Below are 18,509 nucleotides of genomic sequence, written 5' to 3'. Positions count from 1 at the left end.
GCCCGATAAAATGCGAATTCAATCCCGAGGCTGGCCATTGTCAGGTGCTGGCCCCAGAGACCGCAACAAGGACCGATGCATGGACATGCTTGACGAGGCCGCCGAGAAACCCAGGGACGATGCCGACATCCGTGTCGGCCGGCGCGTGCGGGCGCTGCGGCTCGAGCGCCGCCTGTCGCTGGCCGAACTGGCGGCCAGGGCAGGTGTGTCGATCGGTGCGCTGAGTCAGATCGAGCGCGGCATGTCCTCGCTGCGCGTCAAGGTGATCTGGCCGCTCGCCGCCGCCCTCGACATCGAGCCTTCGGCGCTGATCGCCGATGGCGACGAGGCCGTCAACGATCTCTACTGCGTGCGCTCCGACAAGCGGCGCTCCATCCCGGTGAAGTCCGAAGGCATCGCCAAGGCACTGCTGTCGCCGCCGGGCGCGACGCTCACCGGCATGCTGGTGACGGTGGAGGCCGACGGCGGCACGGCGGAAGCCTATGCCCATGCCGGCCACGAATTCGGCTACGTGCTTTCGGGCGAGGTCGAGCTGGTGGTGGATTCGACAAAATATGGCTTGAAGACCGGCGACAGCTTTGCCTTCAAGAGCACGCTTCTGCATGCCTTCCGCAATCCCGGCGCCGAGCAATGCCAGATCCTCTGGGTCAACACCACGAAGCCCTCCGAGGTTCGCGATGGCGCCTGATCCACTTGTCCGGTTGCAGTCGGTCTCGAAGATTTTTCCAGGCGGCATCGTCGGGCTCGATGCCGTCGATCTCGACATCGTCAGCGGCGAATTCATCACGCTGCTCGGACCGTCCGGCTGTGGCAAGACCACCAGCCTGCGCGTCATCGCCGGCTTCGAAAGCCCGTCGAGCGGCAAGGTCTTGCTCGACGGCCGCGATATCACCGCGCTTCGGCCCTTCGACCGGCCGGTCAACACCGTGTTCCAGGACTACGCGCTGTTTCCGCATATGGACGTCGCCGAAAATGTCGGCTTCGGCCTGTCGCTGCGCAAACTCACCGGTGCCGAGCAGGCAAAGCGGGTCGGTGAAGCCCTCGACATGGTCGGTCTCGCCGACAAGCTTCGCGCCCGTGTCTTGGAACTCTCGGGCGGCCAGCGTCAGCGCGTGGCACTTGCTCGCGCCATCGTCTGCGAGCCGCGCGTGCTCTTGCTCGACGAACCGCTGTCGGCGCTCGACGCGCATCTGCGCGAACAGATGCAGGTCGAGCTGAAGCGGCTGCAATCGCGGCTTGGCACCACATTCGTCATGGTCACCCACGATCAGACCGAGGCCCTGTCGATTTCCGACCGCATCGTCGTGATGAACAAGGGCCGCATCGAGCAGATCGCCCCGCCGGCGACGCTCTATGACCGGCCCGCCACGACGTTCGTGGCGAGCTTCATCGGCACCATGAATCTCCTGCAATCGCGCTTTGTGGGTCGCGATGGCGATCGTTTGCGCTTCGCTGCCGGCGCCTTGCCGCTGGAGGCCGTTTCTGAAACCGGCCAATCACCCGGCGAAGGCGAGATGCGCACCATCGGCGTGCGTCCGGAGGATCTGCTGGCGGCCACCGAGGCCGCGCCCGGCACGGCGCCAGCGCGCGTCAACAGCATCGTCTTCCACGGCCGTACCTTGCGGCTGCATGCCGAACTGGGGCAGGGGTTGCCGGTTGTCATCGATGCGCCGCGCCAGGCCGAGGGTTTTCAATTCAGCGTGGGCGACGTGGCGCATATCAGCCTGCGCCGTGGCGCCAACTGCCCCATGCTGGCGAGCTAGCCTTCACCTTCGCAAGGTGGCCGCACGGTGGCGCGCAGGCAGGTCTGATCGACTGTTAACAAACGACCATGGAGTTAAGTAGGAATTGACTAATCTAGGAAGACATTCCTAAATTAGTTGATGCCGGAAATGAGCACCCGACCGCGCCGAAATGTGCAAACCCTATGCCTCGCGCACGAGGTGGGGCAACTTATTCGCGTCCGATGCCGGCACTGCAATATCACCCGGCACTATCTGCCCGGCGATCTAGCCAAGCTTGTCGGCGACATTCCCTTTTGGGATGTCGAGCGGCATATGCGGTGCGAACGCTGCAAGCTTCGCGAGCTTGATGCCGACATAATTTTGCCGAGTGCCGCTGAGCGCTTGAAAATTCGTGTCAGACGCCTTGTCGAAATCCGCATGGTTCGCCGTGTGATATGGCGAGACGAAGAGTGAGGAACGCGGCTATCCCCTCAGCCTAGAAAAGAGACCCTTGGGCCGGTGCCTGCTGCGGAAACTTGATTTGCGTGGCTGGCTTCTCAACGATCACCAACGCGTCGTCTGGCGCTGTTCGCTGCAAATGCCGTGCTTCTGCCCAGGGTGCTGTCAGCCAGGCCTCCGTCTCCTCCGACGTGGTCAGGATTACCGGCATGGCCTTCTCATGGATCGGAGCGATGAGGGCATTGGGCTTGGTTGTCATGAAGGCAAACAACTCGAAGTCCCCAGGTCCGTCCTTGACCTTTCGAACACCCTGCCAATGGGTCCAGAAGCCGGCGAAGAAGAACAGCGGCCGGCTTTCGTCACGGGCAAACCAGTAATTGCGCTGGATGCCTGTTTCCGGGTCCTTGTCGCCCGGTGTCGGGCTGGGTTCGGCAAAACTGGTGACCGGCACGACGCATCTGTTCTCGACACCGACAAATTGTTGCCAGTGCGAGTATTGCGGATTGCGAACGTTGGTTGTGCCGTAGTCGGCCTTGCCTTTCATACGCTCTTGAGGCGTCGGCAATCCCCAAAGCAGTTTCGCCAGCTCACGCTTCCCGTCTGCCGTGTTGCGAACGACCGGGCCAGGCTGATTGGGATAGATGTCAACGGAAGGTTCAAGGTTGCCGCTGATATCGCGCAAGGCGCGCGTCCATTGGCGGATCGCCTCTTGCGTCGTGGTGATGTTGTAGAGGTTGCACATGCACCTAGCATTGCGGAATTGGCCTGTGTCCGCAACCGAGGCCGCTGCCCGTGCCCCCGCATTTCGACGTCACAGAGCCACGCTATATCGATCGTCCTGACACGCCTTGTCAGCTGTCATGTGGGCACCGGTGGCAGACAGGCAGGCTATTCCCTAATTGCAGTGCGTCAGAACAGGAGGAACACATGACCATCACGGACATTGCCAAGGACTTCACCGAGCTCCTCAAGCAGGGCGATCACAACGGTGCCGCCGAGAAATACAATGCCGACGATATTGCCAGTTACGAAGCCATGGAGGGGCCGATGGCCGTCAGCCATGGCAAGGAGGCCCTCAGGCAGAAAAGCCAATGGTGGCAAGAGAACCACGAAGTCCATGGTGGCTCGGTCGAGGGCCCTTATGTCAATGGCGATCAGTTCGCCGTGCGCTTCACGTTCGACATCACGCCCAAGGCCACCGGCCAGCGTGTCACCATGGACGAGGTCGGCCTGTACACCATCAAGAACGGCAGGATCACCGAAGAGCGCTTTTACTATTGAGGCTGGATATACCTCCGGCTTCGCAGGCGGCTCTTCGCCACGGCATCGAGAAACAAGCATGGCGGCCGGGACGGTGTCCTGGCCGCCATGCGAGAGATTAAATCGTCTTCACATAAGCGGCTAGCTGATCGGCCACCGTGCCCCAGCCGTCGAAGAAACCCATCTCTTCATGGTTGTTGCGGGTCGCCTCGTCGCGGTGGATGGCGGTGGCGGTGTAGCGCGTGCCGCGCCCATCCGGCTGGAGGGAAATGACCGCGGTAATGAAGGGCTCGCCTGACGGCCGGTAGCCCGGGAGCAGCGCATCCGTCCACACCAGCCGCTCGTTCGGCACGATGTCGAGATAGCAGCAATGGCGGTCGTTCACCTCCTTGCCGTCGGGCGACTGCATGCGTGTGCGGAACAGCCCGCCCGGCTTGAGATCGATCTCGCAATCGGTGATCAGCCACGGCTTGGGGGTGAACCATTGCTTGACATGCTCCGGCTTCGTCCAGGCTCGCCACAGCAATTCGCGCGGCGCATCGACGACGCGCTCCAGCACAAGGTCCAGCCTGGGATCCGGCTTGAAGGGATAGCTCATTTTTCCTGCTCCTTGAGGGTCATCACATAGGCGTCGAACTGGTCGAGGCGGCGCTCCCACAGTGTCCGCTGTTCGGCCAGCCAGTTCTCGGCGAGCTGCAGCGGCTCGGGCGCCAGTTGGTAGGTCCGGGTTCGGCCGATCTTTTCCGATCGCACCAGCCCGCAGCCTTCCAGCACCTTGAGATGCTCGATGAAGGAGGGCAGCGCCATCCCGAAAGGCTGCGCCAGTTCGCTGACCGAGGCAGGGCTCCTGTTCAGCCGCTCGACGACGCGCCGCCGGGTCGGGTCGGCAAGCGCGCGGAAAATGCCGTCGATCGGTGGAGGACTCGAATTGGCAGTCTGGAGGCTTGTCATTGGTCGGTCCCGAGGCGTTGCCAAAAGTGGTTTGGAAAATACTTAGGAAAATTCCTTAGTATTGGCAAGCCCGAAAATTCCGCGGTTGCGGGCCTGGGCGCTGGCAAAGCGGGAAGGGCTGTTTTAGGCTGTGGGAGGGATTCGACTGTCAGCCCAAGGAAAGCGCGCTTTGACGATTACGATCTACGGCATCACCACTTGCGACACGGTCAAGAAGGCGCGCGTCTGGCTGGAGAGCCATGATGTGCCCTATCGGTTTCACGATTTCCGCGCGGAGGGGCTGGACGCCAAGCGGCTGGATGGCTGGGTCGGCAAGGTCGGCTGGGAAAAGTTGCTCAACAAGGCGAGCACGACGTTTCGCGAACTGGCGGACAAGGACAAGCAGGGCCTCGACGAAAAGAAGGCCAAGGCGTTGATGCTGGTCAAGCCGACGATGGTCAAGCGGCCGGTGCTCGAAGTCGGCGATCGGGTTCTGGTCGGCTTCAAGCCGGAGGCTTATGAGCAGGCGGTAGGGAAGTAGGCGGAAAGCGTCGTGACGTCCGATCTCCTCCCCGTAGGGGAGATGTCCGGCAGGACAGAGGGGGGCGCTGTCCCGCCTGCTTGCCAAAGTTCCGAGCGCCTCAACCCGCGCGCAAATACCCCGCCAGCGCCACCGCATTGTTGTGCGCCTCATCATGGGCTCCGTAGAGTAGCGTCACCTTGCCGTGGTGGAGAAAGCCGCGCAGTTGCGCCACCGCCTCGCCATTCCCGTCCAACTCCGCGCAGTACCGCTTCTGAAACTCCGTCCAGCGCGCAGCCTCGTGCCCGAACCATTTTCGCAACTCGTCGCTCGGAGCGATCTCTTTTAGCCACAGTGCCAGTGCGGCCTCTTCCTTGCTGACGCCGCGCGGCCAGATACGATCCACCAGCACCCGCTGCCCGTCATCGGGTGCGGGCGGCTCGTAAATCCGCTTGACCATCAGGTCGAAAGCCATTCGACCTCCCTTTGCCGAAACCCTCAGGCCCACTCGCCCTTGCGCATCACCGGCACGCGGCTGCCGTCCTTGTTCACGCCGTCAATGTCGATCTTGTCCGAGCCGATCATCCAGTCGATGTGGATGAAACTTTTGTTGCCGCCGCGCGCGGCGATCTCGTCCTGGCTGAGCGAGGCGCCGTCGACGAAGCATTTCGAATAGCACTGGCCGAGCGCGATATGGCAGGCGGCATTTTCGTCGAACAGCGTGTTGAAGAACAATAGGCCGCTGGCCGAGATCGGCGAGGAATGCGGCACCAGCGCCACTTCGCCAAGACGGCGCGCGCCCTCGTCGGTGTCGAGCACCTTCTTCAGCACATCCTCGCCCTTCGACGCCTTGGCGTCGACGATCCTGCCTTCCTCGAACCGTACCGAAATCTCGTCGATCAGCGTGCCCTGGTAGGACAGCGGCTTGGTCGAGGAGACATGACCCTCGACGCGCCTGGAGTGCGGCGTGGTGAAGACCTCCTCGGTCGGGATGTTGGGATTGCAGGTGATGCCGTTCTTGGCGGTCGAGGCGCCGCCCATCCATTCATGGCCGTCGGCCAGCCCGACCGTCAGGTCGGTGCCCGGTCCGGTGAAGTGCAGTGCGTGGAAATTGTGGCCGTTCAGCCATTCGGTGCGGCCGCGCAGCGCGGCATTGTGCGCGGTCCAGTTGCCGATCGGGTCTTCCACGTCGACCCGCGAGGCGGCGAAAATGGCATCGGCGAGCTTGGCCACCGCGACATCGTCGGCGTCGTCCGGGAAGACCTGCTTGGCCCAGGCCAGATCGGGATAGGCGACAATGTTCCAATTGATGTCGAAGCCGGTGATCTTTTCCAGCGCCGGCTGGTAGGCCATCGAGTTCGCCTTGTTGGCGCGCGCCACTTTCGCGGGATCCTGCGCCGACAACAGTGACGGGTCCTCGCCGCGCACGGCAAGCCGCGCCGCATTGTTGGAAAAGGCCTTCGCCATGCCTTCATAGAGCCAGCCGGCGGCGCGGTCGAAGCTGGCGTCGACGCCGAAGCGGTAGCGCGCCAGCGTCATCTCGTCATCGTTGAAGATCGGCGTCACCAGCCCGGCGCCGGCCTTGTAGGCGTGCTCGACGATGCGCCTGGTCAGCGGCAGGGCGGCGATCGACGAGGTCAGCACCAGATCCTGTCCGGGCTGCAATTGCAGTCCAACCTTGATGGCGACCTCCGCCAGCCTGTCGAGCTTCACCGGGTCGATCGTTGCGGAGACGCCGCGTGAATGTGTGGTCATGATCCTGCCTGCCATGATGTGGGGGTCTGACCCATACATAGACCGCTGCCGCGATCCTTTCCACCAGCTTTGCGGTGGGCCAGGCCTAGGCCGCGCTTTCGAGCGATCCGAACTGCGCCATCGTCGCCGCGATCTCTTCCTTGATCCAGGCCTTGAAGTCCCGGACCTTGCGACTTTCGGCCTTGGTAGACGCGGTCACCAGCCAGTAGCCGAGCCCGCTTTGCGCGCGGATGCCGAACGGTGCCACCAGCCGCCCGTCGGCCAGCGCATCTGCTGTCAGCAATTGCCAGCCCAGCATCACGCCATGGCCGGCAATCGCCGACTCCAGGCACAGCATCGGATCGGTGAAGCGCGCGCCTTTCTGGAAGGTGACGGGCGCAATACCGGCGGCCGCGAACCAGCTCTCCCAGTTGATCATCGCCCGCTCGTCGGTGATGGCGCAGGTCTGGGCAAGGTCCTCGACCGTTTTCAGTTTTCCGGCGATGTCAGGCGCGCAGACCGGGAAGATTTCCTGTGCCAGGAGCAGTTCCGCTTGCCCGCCTGGCCATTTGCCGTCGCCAAGGCGGATGGCGATATCGATGTCGGAACGATCGAGATTGGCCAGCCGCACCGACGCGTCGATGCGCAGCAGCACATTGGGGTGCCGGTCGAAGTGACGCGATAGCCTGGGCAACAGCCATTTCGAAGCGAAGGCCGGTGCCGCCGAGACAACCAATGTGCATTGGGTCGCTTCGTCGGCCAGCGCCACGGCCTGGGCAAGCTCGCGAAATCCGGCCCCAAGACGGGTCGCGAAGACAGAGCCGAATTCGGTCAGCACCAGACCGCTCGCCGTGCGCTCGAACAGTGCCTGGCCGAGCTGCTTTTCAGTGCGGCTTATCTGCTGGCTGACGGCACTGACGGAAACGTCGAGCTCGGCCGCCGCCGCCGCAAGCGAGCCGAGACGGGCAACGGTTTCGACGGCGCGAAGGCCGTTGAGATGGACGCGGTTGAGCATGGCCATTTGAGATTTTCTAAACCGATCCGGCTGAAATCTCAATTGAAAGACGCAAGGGAACGGCAGACTTTATCGACGTGAGCCAAGCTCAAGGAGCCGTAAATGTTAAGGCTGTTGTCATCGCTGAAGGTTCTGTTTGCCATCGACGCGCCGTTCGGGCCGCGCGCGCAGGGCGATACGCAGACATGGCTGACCGATCCGCTGTCGCATCCCGTGCTGAACACCATGTCGGAACGTGAGCTTGGCGACGTGCCGTTCAGGCTGACGGCGCGGCGAACGGTGTACGAGACGGCTTCATTGCATGCCGGTTTCGGCGGGCGCTGCTGAGCCGAGCAGGCGCCTTCGGTTCCAGTATAAGTCGAACCTGTCGCGGGTCTCTGCGCTCCGCTGGCCCAACAGATAGCGGATTGTTTCAGCGACCCCCGCATTTATTGTGCGCTGCAATGAGATCCGCCACCTCAACAGCGCTGCGCTTCACCGTCGCCGGCATGATTGCGATGGCGGTGGCCATGGGCATCGGCCGCTTCGTCTACACGCCGATCCTGCCCGGCATGATGGAAGAACTGCATCTGTCGCCGGCCAATGCCGGATGGATCGCGTCGGCCAATTATCTCGGCTACCTCGTCGGCGCGTTTGCGGCGGCGGGCGGCTGGGCGCAGGGCCGCGAGCGTCTGCTGATGCTCACTGGACTTGGCGCCAGCACCATCCTTGCGGCGTTGATGGGGTTGACCGACGCCATGGTCGCCTTTCTCGTCATCCGCTTTCTGGCCGGCCTGGCCAGCGCTTTCGTCATGGTGTTCATGGCCAGCATCGTTTTCAGCCATATCAATGCCGCTGGTCGTGGCGACCTGCAGGCATGGCATTTCGGCGGTGTTGGTCTCGGTATCGCGATCTCCGCGGCGATGATGGCGGTGCTGGTGACCGAGCACGCCGGCTGGGCCGCGGGCTGGTTGTGGTCGGCGGCGATTTCGGCTTGTGGTTTCGCGGCTGTGGCGCTTCTGGCGAACGAAGGCCCGCTCGCCAATGGTCAAGCCGTCCGTGAGCCGGCCCTGCCGAAAGACCGGTCGCTGATGAAGATCATCATCGCCTACGGCCTGTTCGGCTTTGGCTATGTGGTGACGGCGACGTTCCTGGTCGCCATCGTTCGCCAGGGCGGCGGCAGCCGCGTTTTCGAGGCCATGGTCTGGTTGGTCGCTGGTCTTGCCGGTTTTCCCTCGACCTGGCTCTGGCAGAAGATCGCTGGGCGGATCGGGCTCCATGCCGCCTATGCGCTGGCATGTTTCATAGAGGTGATCGGCGTCACCGCCAGCGTGGCCCTTGGCGGATATCCGGGACCACTGCTTGGCGGTCTGCTGCTTGGCGGCACCTTCATCGCCATCACCGCGCTTGGCCTGCAGGCCGCCCGCCAGCAGGCGCCACAGGCGCCCCGGCGCATCTTTGCCTCGATGACGGCGTCGTTCGGCCTTGGCCAGATCATCGGCCCGATCGCCGCCGGCCTTCTGGCGCAGATGTCGGGCGATTTCTTCCTCGCTTCGATCGTCGCCGCGGCCATGCTGGTGGTCTCCGGCGTCATCACATGGTCGGCCGCGCCAAAATCGCCATGATTTGTGGTCTTGCTCTGCGCCGGGTGTCGGGCAGGCATTTTCTTTCCCCCTAATGTGTGACTTTATGCCCGCCGAAGTCAGCTGATTTGCCCATCGAGCAAGGAATTCGCCACAGTGTTCGTATCCTTCTTTCCGCAGCCGAAGCTCTTTTTCTCTTCGGCCGCCATCTGGAGCCTTGCGGCAATCCTGTTCTGGTTTTTCGGTGGCGAGCAACTGGGCGCCTTTTTCGGCCTGCCGGCCGCCGCCGCCGACGCGCCGCCGATCATCGGCATCGCCGTGCTGGTGTCGAAGCCGTTTCTCTGGTTCTACATCTACTTCGTGGCCTGCGTGGCCATCTTCTACGCATTCTGGAGTTGGTATTCGCCGCACCCGTGGCAGCGCTGGTCGATCCTGATGACGGCGGTGATCCTGTTCTTCATCTATTTCAATGTGCAGGTCAGCGTCGCCGTAAACGCCTGGTACGGGCCTTTCTTCGACTACGTGCAAGGCCTGATGTCAGGCACCGGAAAATCGACCAACGGCGAATTTTATACCGGGCTGGCCGACTTTTCCTGGCTGGCGCTGGTCGGCATGAATGTGCAGGTGGTCAATGCCTTCATCGTCAGCCACTGGATATTCCGCTGGCGCACGGCGATGAACAACTACTTCATCGAAAACTGGTCCAGGCTGCGCCATATCGAGGGCGCCTCGCAGCGTATCCAGGAAGACACGATGCGGTTCTCGCAGATCATGGAAGATCTCGGCTCCAGCTTCGTCCAGTCGATCATGACCCTGATCGCCTTCCTGCCGGTGATGATCCAACTGCAGGCTCATATCAGCGAGTTGCCGATCATCGGCGCGATCCCGCAGCCTTTGGTGGTCGCGGCACTTGCCTGGTGTCTGTTCGGAACGATCTCGGTGATGATTGCCGGCCTGAAACTTCCGGGGTTGCAGTTCCGCAACCAGCGCGTCGAAGCCGCCTACCGCAAGGAGCTGGTTTACGGTGAGGATCATGCGGACCGTGCACAGCCCGCCACCACCGCCGAGTTGTTCGCCAATGTCCGCCACAATTATTTCAGGCTCTATTTCCACTACATCTATTTCAACGTCGTCCGGTACACCTACCTGCAAGCCGACAACATCTTCTCGCTGCTGATCCTGGGTCCGTCGCTGGTCGCGCACAAGATAACGTTCGGCGCGCTGAACCAGATCTCGAATGCCTTCGGCAAGGTGACGGGTTCGCTGCAGTTCCTGCTGACCTCGTGGTCGACCATTGTCGAACTGCAATCGGTCCACAAGCGCCTGCGCGCCTTCGAGGCGACGCTGCTGGGCGAGCCGCTGCCCGATATCGACCAGCGCTATCTGGCAAGGCAGGGCGCCGAAGATCCGGCATAGTAAGGGTTTGATGCGAAGCGCGTTGGCGGCTCAGCCGCCAACCGAGGCCTGTTTCTGAGCCTGTCGCGAAACATAATCGCGAAAACTGATGCATTCGACATCGGATTTGACGCAGACCTCGCCGGCGAAGCGCTCCAGCGCGTTCCAATAGGCGCCTTCATTCATCAGCGTGAAGTGGAAGCCGAGTTCCAGCGGGATGCGCTTGCCCTGATACTGCGCGTCGAAGGCGGCGCGGAAAGCCTGATAGGCCCGGTCGGCGAATTCGCCGGCCTTGCTCGGCCGCTCGAAGCCGCCGGAATGCCTGACATAGAGATTGTAGTCCATGGCGATCACCGGCCGCGATTTCGGCCCTTCCGGGATCTGCGGCAGTGAAAAGCGGGTGATGCCGCCGGCGGTCGGCGGCTGGGCGGGGCCTTGCGAGACGCTGCTGGCGTCGAACTGGTAGCCGGCGGCCGGCAGCGCTTCATAGAGCGACTTGCTTGCCGACAGATAGGGCGCGCGAAAACCGATCACGGCATGCCGGGTGAAATCGCGCCAGCCATCGGGTTCGGGCGCAATGCCGTTGATCGCATAGGCATTCTCGAGAATGTGCTCGAACGAGGCGAATTCGGTCAGCCAGTCGGCCTTGCTCCAGTCCTTGCCGTCGAAATGGCCGCAGGCGTGGCTGGCGATGTCGTGGCCTTCATGCGCGGCAAGGCCGATCTGCTCTAGCCGTTCGGCCACTTCCTGCTTGGAAGCGGCAAAGCCGATGTTGGATTTGCCCGCCGTTTTGCCGGGCGCGGTGTATTCCTTGCGCGTCTCCGGCGACAGCAGGAAGACGCAGGAGAGAAAATAGGTGAAATGCGCGCCGGTGCGCTGCGCCAGCGCCCGGCTGCGCTTCCACTGCGAAATGTCGCGGGCGCTGTCGAACGAGATGATCACCACCTGCTTCGGCTTTGCCTGGATTGGCGGCGCGGGCGGATCGGCCACGGCCGCGCCGGCAGAGGCGAGGGAGGCAAGCGCGAACGCGGCAACGCGGGACAAACTAGGCATCGGCAAACTTACAGGCTCCGGGCGGTCACAAAGCCGGCTATTCCCGAAATGTGGCGTGGGTGCGATTGGGTTTTTTGCCGGTCTGCCCCGGAGGCAAACATCGGCTTGCCCCGGGGGCAAACATCGGCTTGCCCCGGACAAACATCTGTTTGACCCGGGGGGAATGGGCGATTTTCCGGCCGAACCCCTTCCATGCCGACAAAATTTCGCTAAAACGCGGGCTCATGAACCGCCCCGGCCCGGGGCAAAAGTGGTTTTGATTGATGTCCGACGACAGTTTTATCCGTGAAGTCAATGACGAGATGCGTCGCGAGCAGGCGCAGAAGCTGTGGGACCGTTTCGGCCCGGCCTTGCTCGGCATCGCGATCCTCGTGGTGCTCGGCACCGCTGCCTTCGTCGGCTATCGCTATTGGGACGAGACGCGCGCCAACCGCTCCGGCGATGCCTTCTCGCAGGCGCTGAAGCTTGCCAATGACGGCAAGAATGACGAAGCGCTGGCCGCGCTCGACCAGCTCGAGAAGGACGGCTACGGCGCCTACCCGCTGCTTGCCCGCATGCGCGCCGCCACCGTCAAGGCGAGCAAGGGCGACACCAATGCCGCCGTCAAGGATTTCGACGATGTCGCCGCCGACACCGCCATCCCCCAGGGCATTCGCGACATGGCGCGGCTCAGGGCAGCCCTGCTGCTCGTCGATCACGGTTCCTTCGCCGACGTCTCCAGCCGCGTCGAGGCGTTGACATCGGACACAAACACGTTGCGCCACACGGCGCGCGAGGCGCTCGGCCTTGCCGCCTGGAAGGAAGGCAAGACGCAGGACGCGCTGAAGCTGTTCGACCAGATCGCCGCCGATGACGGTGCCCCGCGCAACACCCGCGAGCGGGCAACGCTGATGTCCGAGCTGATCCGCGGCTCGGGCAATGCCTCGTAAATGCATGTCGCCCAAAAGTGTGCAGCGGTTTTGGGACAACGACATGCATGATTGTAGGACCGTATGACCTTCAAAGTCGCCATTATCGGCAGACCTAACGTCGGCAAATCGACCCTTTTCAATCGGCTGGTGGGAAGGAAGCTGGCGCTTGTCGACGACACGCCGGGCGTCACCCGCGACCGTCGCGTCCATGCCGCCAAGCTTTACGACCTGCATTTCGACGTCATCGACACAGCCGGTTTCGAGGACGCGGGTGCCTCGACCTTGCCCGGCCGCATGCGGGCGCAGACCGAGATCGCCATCCGCGAAGCCGACCTGATCTTCTTTACCATCGACGCCAAGTCCGGTCTGCTGCCGGACGACAGGACCTTCGCCGAAATCGTGCGCAGGTCCGGCAAGCCGGTCGTGCTGGTCGCCAACAAGGCCGAGGCCAAGGGCGCGCAGGGCGGCATGCTGGAAGCCTGGGAACTGGGCCTTGGCGAGCCGATCCCGGTTTCCGCCGAACATGGCCAGGGCATGCCCGATCTGCGCGATGCGGTGATCGCAGCCCTTGGCGAGGCGCGCGCCTTCGGTGAGGACGAAGACGGCGAAGACGACGAGATCGCCACCACCGAGGTGCTGATCGGCGAGGACATTGCCGATCCTGATGCCGAGGACGTGCATTCGTATGATGACACCAAGCCGATGCGCATCGCTGTCGTCGGCCGCCCGAACGCCGGCAAGTCGACGCTGATCAACGCGCTGATCGGCGAGGAGCGGCTGCTGACCGGGCCGGAAGCCGGCATCACCCGCGATTCGATCTCGGTCGACTGGGATTGGCATGGCCGTCGGCTGAAACTGTTCGACACGGCCGGCATGCGCCGCAAGGCCAGGATTCACGAAAAGCTCGAAGTGATGTCGGTGCAGGACGGCTTGCGCGCCATCCGTTTCGCCGAGATCGTCATTATCGTGCTCGACGCCACCATTCCTTTCGAGAAGCAGGACCTGCAGATCGCCGATTTGATCATCCGCGAGGGCAGGGCGCCGGTGATCGCCTTCAACAAATGGGACCTGATCGATCATCCGCAGGAGCTTCTGGCGGAACTGCGCGAGAAGACCGAGCGGCTGCTGCCGCAGGTGCGCGGCATCCAGGCCGTGCCGGTCTCGGCCGAGACCGGGCGCGGCCTCGACAAGTTGATGGATGCGGTGCTCAAGACGCACAAGGTGTGGAACAGCCGCGTCTCGACCGGCAAGCTCAACCGCTGGCTGGAAGCCATCCTCGCGCATCATCCGCCGCCCGCCGTCGCTGGGCGCCGGCTGAAGGTCAAATACGTCACGCAGGCCAAGACCCGACCGCCGGGTTTCGTGGTCCAGTGCTCGCGTCCGGATGCGATGCCGCAATCCTATGTGCGCTATCTCTCCAACAGCCTGCGCGAAGCCTTCGACATGCCGGGCGTGCCGATCCGCATCGCGCTACGCACCTCGGACAATCCGTTTGCCGGCCGGTCTAAGAAGCGCGGCTAAGCGTTAGCGCTCGTCTGATCAGGCGACCGCACGCAAGCCGGCAGTCCGGGCATTGCCCGGCAAGGCCTGTCGCGCCGCTTCCAGCAATATGTCTCCCAGGCGAGACGCCACCGGCTCGGGTTCGGCATCCCGGCGATGCAGAAAGAGCGCCATCTTGGGCAGCGCCGGCAAAACGGCGATCTCCGGCGTCATCGCGCTGACGCTGGCCGGCAGACCGATATCGGTGCGGATCGTCAGCCCAAGTCCCGCAGCCACGGCCGCCCAGATGCCGCCAAGGCTCGGGCTGGAGAAGGCTATGCGCCAGGACAGGCCGGCGCGGTCGAGTGTTTCCGTCGCCACCGTCCGCAAAAGGCATGGCGCTTCGAGCGCCACCAGCGGCAGCGGTTCGCCGTCGCGCAGGCTGGTCTCGATCCGCTTTGCCGGGCCGATCCAGCGCATGGGAACATCCGCGACATGCTCGCTGTAGGGCAGCGTCTGGCCGCTGTGCCAGGCGAGCGCGATGTCGAGGCTGCCTGACATCACCCTTTCGGCAAGGTCGTGGCTGCGCGCGATCCTGGCCTCGATCTTGACCTTGGGGTGGGCGCGGGCGAAACGGCCGAGCACGTCGGGCAGCACCGCCTCGCCAAAATCCTCCTGCAGGCCAAGCCGCACCCAGCCTTCCAGTTCGACATCATGGATCGCCGCCGCGGCCTCGTCGTTCAGTTCGAGCAATCGCCGCGCATAGCCGAGCATGGTCTCGCCGGCCTCCGTCAAGGCCAGCCCGCGCCCCGATTTGCGGAAGATCGGCGTCGCTGCCTGGTCTTCCAGCTTCTTCAATTGCGCGCTGACCGCCGAGGTCGAGCGGCCCAACCGGTCGGCGGCCTTGGCAAAGCTGCCGAGCTCCATACCGGTGACGAAACTGCGCAGAACATCGAGGTCGAAGTTTACGCGTTGCATCAGAATGTCCTGTTTTTCAGGAGTGATAGTCAAAAACTTCCTGATTTTAAGGATGAAGTTATGGCGCTAGGGAGATGCCGTCAAGGTCCAGGCGACTGGACCACAACGGGAATGAAACGATGTCCGCCATTGTCGACTGCACCGACCCACAGCCAACACAAATCCTGAAGGACAGGGCTGGCGGTCCTGCCGAGAGGGTATTCAGTCCCGGCCACCGCTGGAAGGTCCTTGGCATCGGTGTTGCCGCCAACGCCAGTTTCTCGGCCACCTTCTCCGGCATACCGGCTACGGCGGTGGTGCTTCGCCAGGGCTATCATCTGAGCAATGCCGAGCTTGGCGTCGCGCTCGGCGTCCTCGGCCTGGGCGTTGCGCTCAGCGAATTGCCCTGGGGCCTGCTTACCGATCGCTGGGGCGATCGCCGCGTGCTGCTGATCGGGCTTGGTGCGACGGCCGCCTGGCTTCTTGCCATGGCCATGCTCGTCGTGCCGACAAGGTCGGGCATTCCCGATGTCGCGCTCCTGTCGGCAAGCCTGCTCGTCACCGGTCTGCTTGGCGGCAGCGTCAACGGCTCGAGCGGCCGCGCCATCATGGGCTGGTTTCGGGAAAACGAGCGCGGCTTTGCCATGAGCATAAGGCAAACGGCGGTGCCGCTCGGCGGCGGCCTCGGCGCGCTGGTCCTACCTTCGCTCGCCTTGGCTTTCGGCTTTTCCGCGGTGTTCGGGCTGCTGGCGGGCGCCTCCGCACTCTCCGCGCTGTTCGCCTGGCGTTGGCTGCACGAACCGCCGACGGCGGGCCACGTCGCTGCGTCCGCCGTGGCCGGACCGGCGCCGCTGCGCAACATCGAGGTCTGGCGCATCGCGACCGCCATCGGCCTGCTCTGCTTCCCGCAGGTGGCGGTGCTCACCTTCGCGTCGGTGTTCCTGCACGACTTCGCCGGGCTGGGGACGGCAGCGATCAGCACGAGCCTCGCCGCGGTGCAGACCGGCGCCATGGTGATGCGCGTCTGGAGCGGCCGCTTCACCGACCGCCATGGCAATCGCCGCCAGTTTCTGCGCTGGTGCAGTGCGCTCAGCGGGTCGGCCTTTGTGGTGCTTTGGCTGCTGGTCCTGGCCAGTCCCGCAATGCCGGGCGACCAGTCCTTCCCGATCGCTGTGCTTCCCCTGGTGCTGATTGTCGCGGGCATCTCGGTGTCCGCCTGGCACGGCGTCGCCTATACCGAGCTTGCCACGCTTGCCGGCGCCGGCCATGTCGGAACCGCGCTCAGCCTGGCCAACACCTTTGTCTTCGTCGGCTTCTTCCTTGTGCCGGTGGCCATTCCCGGGCTGCTGCATCTCTGGTCCTGGCCCGCCGTATGGCTGTCGGCCGCCATCTGCGCGCTGATCGCCTGGCCGATCTTCCTGCGGCCGGCCTGAACGCCCGGCCGCAAAACCGCCCGACTTCCAAACCACGACCTTGAGCCGACTGAGAAAACCCGATCGATCCCGTTAACGTCCCATCAAGGTTAATGCATCATTTTGCTCTCCAGTGGGGTCAGTAGCGTTCCTGGAGAGAGTTCCGTGCATCGACGCGTGTTGAAGCGGCTTGCTGCCGCCGCCGGTGAGAAGAAACGCAGTTTTGTGTCTCCTTTCATCATCGGCCTCGGCATCTGGATCGGCTTCCCGACCGTTGCCGCCTACCAGGACATGACCAGCCTTGTGTCCGGCCTCGAATCGCCGACCGCGCGCTGGAATTCCTATGTCGAGAGATCCGTCGCCGGTTCGACCCATGCCGCCGAGATGCCCTTCGTCGATTCCGACGTCACCGGCTCGATCTCCGGATCGGGTATTCACCTGGCCGGCGTCGGCAACGTCTCGTTTCGCGGCAAGGGTGGCAAGGTCAGCGGCTCACCCGACGAGGATCGCGTGGTGCGCGCCGACAAGAAGGGTCGCATCGTCCAGGTGTCTCCCGTCGCGCCGCCAAAGAACTTCAACGCCGGTTCGATCTTCCAGCGCACCTCCTCCCTGATGCGGCCGAGCATGGACGGCGACCTCAAGATGGCTTTCGCCAAGCCGCAGATCAAAGGCAAGGAAATCCAGATCGCCGCGGAATTCCATGCGCGTGAGGAAAAGAAGCCGGATCCCGGCGTGCCGGCCATGCTTGCCGCTTTGGTCAACAACGATCATCCCGATGTGCTGGCGACGGCCTATGCGCAATCCGAGCCGGACTACGCCAAGGCCTCGCCCTTCGAGGCTCTGCTGCAGGACGAGCAGCCCAACAGCGGCCGCTTCATTCCACCGATGGCCAAGGGTGACCATTGGTGGATCCAGAACCCGCTGCCGGCCAGCGTCTTCTCCAAGCCCGAGCAAAAGTGCCTGGCCAATGGCATCTATTTCGAGGCGCGGAGCGAATCCGTGCGCGGCCAGGCGGCCGTTGCCCAGGTCATCCTCAACCGCGTCCGCAACCCCGCCTATCCCAATTCGATCTGCGGTGTCGTCTACCAGAACGACAGCTGGTTCAACCGTTGCCAATTCTCCTTCGCTTGCGACGGCAGGAAGAAACGCATCGACAGCCCGGCGGCCTACAAGACCGCGCAGGACATTGCCATGGCCGTCACGGCCGGCAAGATCTTCATCCCCGAGGTCGGATCGTCGACCCACTACTACGCCCAATATGTCCATCCGGGCTGGGCGCGCACGATGCAGAAGATGACCAAGATCGGCCTGCATATCTTCTACCGCACCTATGGTGGCGGCTGGAGCTGAGGGCTCGCCCGCCGATGGTCTTTTCCACCAGCCACGGGCTCGATCGGGGAGCCATTGCCGGGGGGATTCGCGCAGCGCATCCCCATCATGGCGGCGGGCACGATGTCGCACCTCTCTAATTACTTGATTTTATTGCCTAAAATACATGGCAATGATCTTCCGCCCGTGGCTTGACGGGCGCAAACCCTCTAACTATGTTGCCGGCGACTTTAGAAGCGGACGGACGGTGACGGTCTGACCGGGCAGGGGGGTTGCGATGGCCGACAAGAATGGGCCAGACGGAACCGGAGAAACCGGCCGCGGCAAGCAGCATGAATCCGGCATCCGTGACGACGATCTTGAGCGACGTCGGCGTGAACTTGAAGCATCGCTTGCGACAAGGCTGCCGAACCGGCTCGAGGGGAAAGACGACGCGAAAGCGGGCAGTGCGGCCGGTTATGGCCAGGCGGTCAAACTCTCCAGTGAATTTATCGCTGGCGTGGTGGTGGGCGCCGGCATCGGCTGGATCATCGACCGTATGGCGGGGACATCGCCGTGGGGTCTGATCGTTTTCCTGCTGCTTGGTTTTGGCGCCGGCGTGCTCAATGTCATGCGTTCGGCAGGCGTTGTGGCAGAATTCGGACAGGGCGATAAATCGCGCTCTGGCCGGGATGACAGGAAATGACCGCCTTTCAGGCGGCATTTGGAAATAGCCGCCCTTACGCGGCAATGGTAATTTGGCCGTACGCGGCATTGACGGGGTTAGAAC

20 protein-coding genes are annotated in these 18,509 nt (G+C 63.3%); 12 read left to right on the top strand and 8 right to left on the bottom strand.

Features of this window, described 5'->3' with window-relative positions:
* The first annotated feature begins 79 nt into the window (after positions 1-79).
* Positions 80-688 (top strand): cupin domain-containing protein, encoded by a 609-nt coding sequence (locus tag JG746_RS26370; protein WP_202355378.1) that lies wholly within the window; start codon positions 80-82, stop codon positions 686-688.
* Positions 678-1,763: an ABC transporter ATP-binding protein gene (locus tag JG746_RS26365; protein WP_202355377.1), complete on the top strand. Its 1,086-nt coding sequence runs from the start codon at positions 678-680 to the stop codon at positions 1,761-1,763. Before JG746_RS26370 ends, JG746_RS26365 begins: the two co-directional genes overlap by 11 nt.
* A gap of 457 nt (positions 1,764-2,220) precedes the next feature.
* Here the strand turns inward: JG746_RS26365 and JG746_RS26360 are convergent, their stop codons facing one another.
* A complete protein-coding gene (locus JG746_RS26360; RefSeq protein WP_202355376.1) occupies positions 2,221-2,925 on the bottom strand; it encodes an SOS response-associated peptidase in 705 nt (234 codons plus the stop codon).
* A gap of 185 nt (positions 2,926-3,110) precedes the next feature.
* On the opposite strand from JG746_RS26360, the gene JG746_RS26355 reads away from it, so the two are divergent.
* The gene (locus JG746_RS26355) at positions 3,111-3,464 is read left to right on the top strand and encodes a SnoaL-like domain-containing protein (protein WP_202355375.1); all 354 of its coding nucleotides are present in this window, start codon (positions 3,111-3,113) and stop codon (positions 3,462-3,464) included.
* A 97-nt stretch (positions 3,465-3,561) separates the two neighbouring features.
* Here the strand turns inward: JG746_RS26355 and JG746_RS26350 are convergent, their stop codons facing one another.
* Together JG746_RS26350 and JG746_RS26345 are read right to left on the bottom strand one after the other, a co-directional pair.
* The gene (locus tag JG746_RS26350; RefSeq protein ID WP_202355374.1) at positions 3,562-4,041 is read right to left on the bottom strand and encodes an SRPBCC family protein; all 480 of its coding nucleotides are present in this window, start codon (positions 4,039-4,041) and stop codon (positions 3,562-3,564) included.
* Positions 4,038-4,394 carry an ArsR/SmtB family transcription factor gene (locus tag JG746_RS26345; RefSeq protein WP_202355373.1) on the bottom strand — a complete coding sequence of 119 codons (357 nt, stop codon included), beginning with the start codon at positions 4,392-4,394 and terminating at the stop codon, positions 4,038-4,040. The genes JG746_RS26350 and JG746_RS26345 overlap by 4 nt, the downstream gene beginning before the upstream one ends.
* A 169-nt stretch (positions 4,395-4,563) precedes the next feature.
* On the opposite strand from JG746_RS26345, the gene JG746_RS26340 reads away from it, so the two are divergent.
* Positions 4,564-4,914: an ArsC family reductase gene (locus JG746_RS26340; protein WP_202355372.1), complete on the top strand. Its 351-nt coding sequence runs from the start codon at positions 4,564-4,566 to the stop codon at positions 4,912-4,914.
* A 100-nt stretch (positions 4,915-5,014) separates the two neighbouring features.
* Here the strand turns inward: JG746_RS26340 and JG746_RS26335 are convergent, their stop codons facing one another.
* The 3 genes from JG746_RS26335 to JG746_RS26325 form a co-directional block, all read right to left on the bottom strand.
* The gene (locus tag JG746_RS26335) at positions 5,015-5,368 is read right to left on the bottom strand and encodes a DUF488 domain-containing protein (protein ID WP_202355371.1); all 354 of its coding nucleotides are present in this window, start codon (positions 5,366-5,368) and stop codon (positions 5,015-5,017) included.
* A gap of 23 nt (positions 5,369-5,391) precedes the next feature.
* Complete coding sequence (locus JG746_RS26330) at positions 5,392-6,648, bottom strand: aminopeptidase (RefSeq protein ID WP_202355370.1); 1,257 nt, start codon at positions 6,646-6,648, stop codon at positions 5,392-5,394.
* 85 nt (positions 6,649-6,733) lie between these two features.
* The gene (locus tag JG746_RS26325) at positions 6,734-7,648 is read right to left on the bottom strand and encodes a LysR substrate-binding domain-containing protein (RefSeq protein ID WP_202355369.1); all 915 of its coding nucleotides are present in this window, start codon (positions 7,646-7,648) and stop codon (positions 6,734-6,736) included.
* A 96-nt stretch (positions 7,649-7,744) separates the two neighbouring features.
* Here JG746_RS26325 and JG746_RS26320 point away from each other — a divergent pair, with 96 nt between their 5' ends.
* From JG746_RS26320 to sbmA, 3 genes are all read left to right on the top strand, one after another.
* The gene (locus JG746_RS26320) at positions 7,745-7,969 is read left to right on the top strand and encodes a hypothetical protein (RefSeq protein WP_202355368.1); all 225 of its coding nucleotides are present in this window, start codon (positions 7,745-7,747) and stop codon (positions 7,967-7,969) included.
* A gap of 116 nt (positions 7,970-8,085) precedes the next feature.
* Positions 8,086-9,246: a YbfB/YjiJ family MFS transporter gene (locus JG746_RS26315; protein ID WP_202355367.1), complete on the top strand. Its 1,161-nt coding sequence runs from the start codon at positions 8,086-8,088 to the stop codon at positions 9,244-9,246.
* A 114-nt stretch (positions 9,247-9,360) separates the two neighbouring features.
* Positions 9,361-10,620: a peptide antibiotic transporter SbmA gene (gene sbmA / locus JG746_RS26310; protein ID WP_202355366.1), complete on the top strand. Its 1,260-nt coding sequence runs from the start codon at positions 9,361-9,363 to the stop codon at positions 10,618-10,620.
* A 30-nt stretch (positions 10,621-10,650) separates the two neighbouring features.
* Here sbmA and JG746_RS26305 read toward each other — a convergent pair whose 3' ends face one another.
* The gene (locus JG746_RS26305) at positions 10,651-11,652 is read right to left on the bottom strand and encodes a polysaccharide deacetylase family protein (RefSeq protein ID WP_202355365.1); all 1,002 of its coding nucleotides are present in this window, start codon (positions 11,650-11,652) and stop codon (positions 10,651-10,653) included.
* A 263-nt stretch (positions 11,653-11,915) separates the two neighbouring features.
* On the opposite strand from JG746_RS26305, the gene JG746_RS26300 reads away from it, so the two are divergent.
* Together JG746_RS26300 and der are read left to right on the top strand one after the other, a co-directional pair.
* Positions 11,916-12,581 (top strand): tetratricopeptide repeat protein, encoded by a 666-nt coding sequence (locus JG746_RS26300; RefSeq protein ID WP_202355364.1) that lies wholly within the window; start codon positions 11,916-11,918, stop codon positions 12,579-12,581.
* 63 nt (positions 12,582-12,644) lie between these two features.
* The gene (gene der, locus JG746_RS26295) at positions 12,645-14,084 is read left to right on the top strand and encodes a ribosome biogenesis GTPase Der (protein WP_202355363.1); all 1,440 of its coding nucleotides are present in this window, start codon (positions 12,645-12,647) and stop codon (positions 14,082-14,084) included.
* A gap of 18 nt (positions 14,085-14,102) precedes the next feature.
* Here der and JG746_RS26290 read toward each other — a convergent pair whose 3' ends face one another.
* Positions 14,103-15,020, bottom strand: a complete 918-nt coding sequence (locus tag JG746_RS26290; RefSeq protein ID WP_202355362.1) for a LysR substrate-binding domain-containing protein — start codon at positions 15,018-15,020, stop codon at positions 14,103-14,105.
* 119 nt (positions 15,021-15,139) lie between these two features.
* Here JG746_RS26290 and JG746_RS26285 point away from each other — a divergent pair, with 119 nt between their 5' ends.
* From JG746_RS26285 to JG746_RS26275, 3 genes are all read left to right on the top strand, one after another.
* Positions 15,140-16,432 (top strand): MFS transporter, encoded by a 1,293-nt coding sequence (locus tag JG746_RS26285; protein ID WP_202355361.1) that lies wholly within the window; start codon positions 15,140-15,142, stop codon positions 16,430-16,432.
* A 144-nt stretch (positions 16,433-16,576) separates the two neighbouring features.
* Positions 16,577-17,761, top strand: a complete 1,185-nt coding sequence (locus tag JG746_RS26280) for a cell wall hydrolase (protein ID WP_202355360.1) — start codon at positions 16,577-16,579, stop codon at positions 17,759-17,761.
* 256 nt (positions 17,762-18,017) lie between these two features.
* Positions 18,018-18,425: an AtpZ/AtpI family protein gene (locus JG746_RS26275; protein ID WP_202355359.1), complete on the top strand. Its 408-nt coding sequence runs from the start codon at positions 18,018-18,020 to the stop codon at positions 18,423-18,425.
* Positions 18,426-18,509: the final 84 nt, after the last annotated feature.

It is taken from the genome of Mesorhizobium sp. 113-3-3 (genome assembly GCF_016756495.1).
In the GTDB taxonomy this organism is placed as follows: Bacteria; Pseudomonadota; Alphaproteobacteria; order Rhizobiales; family Rhizobiaceae; genus Mesorhizobium.
This window is presented reverse-complemented; position numbering and strand designations above follow the sequence as displayed.